General features: G+C 69.4%; 1 protein-coding gene. It reads left to right on the forward strand.

The annotated features are described in order from the left end of the window. Positions 1–119: 119 nt before the first annotated feature. A complete protein-coding gene (locus tag C1706_RS13855; RefSeq protein WP_180316869.1) occupies positions 120–1,460 on the forward strand; it encodes an ISL3 family transposase in 1,341 nt (446 codons plus the stop codon). The last annotated feature ends 9 nt before the right edge of the window (positions 1,461–1,469 follow it).

Below are 1,469 nucleotides of genomic sequence, written 5' to 3' on the forward strand. Positions count from 1 at the left end.
GGCTCTTCAACCTTGAGGTGGGGGTGAGCGCGACACGCCGGAGCGCGGGGTGAGGGTGGTTGGGGGTCGAGGCCTTCAGGATCGGAAGCGTCTCTTCAACCTGACCGGAAGGCCTCGACGTGTCCGAGCCTACGGGGTGCTGCTGCGCTTCCACGACTCCTTCGTACTGTGACCATTGCGACCTGCTGGTCGGCCTGGACGGCTTGCACGTGGTCGACGTCGACAAGACCGGCCATGGCGTGCTCGTGGTCACGATGGAGTCCGCGCCGACGGTGATGGGCTGCCCGACGTGTGGGGTGGTCGCTGAGAGTCGCGGCCGACGCACGACCACGCTGGTGGACATCCCGTGTTTCGCCCGGCCGACCCGGCTGCGGTGGCGCAAACGCACGTGGCGGTGCCTGGAGCCGGCGTGCCCGACCAGGGTGTTCACCGAGCAGGACGAGCAGATAGCCCGCCCGCGCGGGCTGTTGACCACCCGGGCGTGCCGGTGGGTGATCGAGCAGGTCCGCCGCGAGCACGCCTCCATCCACGGACTCGCGCGGCAGCTGGGGGTGGCGTGGAAGACGGTATGGGGCTCGATCCAACCCATCCTGGCGACGCTGGCCGACGACGAGGCCCGGTTCGCCGGCGTGACCACCCTCGGGGTGGACGAACACCTGTGGCACCACGTGAGTCCCCGCAAGCGCGGCCCGAAGGAACTCACCGGCATGGTCGACCTGACCCGTGACAAGGACGGACGCGTCCGAGCCCGGCTGCTCGACCTCGTACCCGGCCGCTCCGGGAACGTGTACAAGACATGGCTCGACCAACGCGGCACGGCGTTCAAGGCTGGGGTCGAGGTCGCCACCCTGGACCCGTTCCACGGCTACAAGAACGCCATCGACGACAAACTCGCCGACGCCACCGCTGTCCTGGATGCTTTCCATGTGGTCGCCCTGGCCGGCCGGGCGGTCGATGAGGTTCGCCGCCGCGTGCAGCAGGAGATCCACGGTCACCGTGGCCGTGCCGACGACCCGCTGTACGGGATCCGGAACATCCTGCGCTGCGCGGCCGAGCGGCTCACCGAGAAGCAACAGGCCCGCCTGGCCGCTGCCATCGCCGCCGACGAGCGCCACGACGCCGTCCACATCGCCTGGCAGTGCGCCCAACGTGTTCGCGCCGCGTACGCCCACCCCGACCCCGCTCGAGGCCGCCAACTCGCTGAACAAGTCGTCGCCAGCTTCCCCACGTGTCCCATCCCCGAGATCGCCAAGCTGGGCCGCACCCTCAAGCAGTGGAGGGACGCCTTCCTGGCCTACTTCGACACCGGCCGCGCCAGCAACGGCGGCACCGAGAGCATCAACGGGCTCATCGAACTCCACCGCCGCATCGCCCGCGGCTTCCGCAACCGAGACAACTACCGGCTACGCATGCTCCTCATCGGCGGCGGACTCACCCCGCCACCCCCACCGGAAGTGTGAAGAGCCACT

The sequence above is a fragment of the Propioniciclava flava genome, assembly GCF_004126535.1.
GTDB classification, from domain to species: Bacteria; Actinomycetota; Actinomycetes; order Propionibacteriales; family Propionibacteriaceae; genus Propioniciclava; species Propioniciclava flava.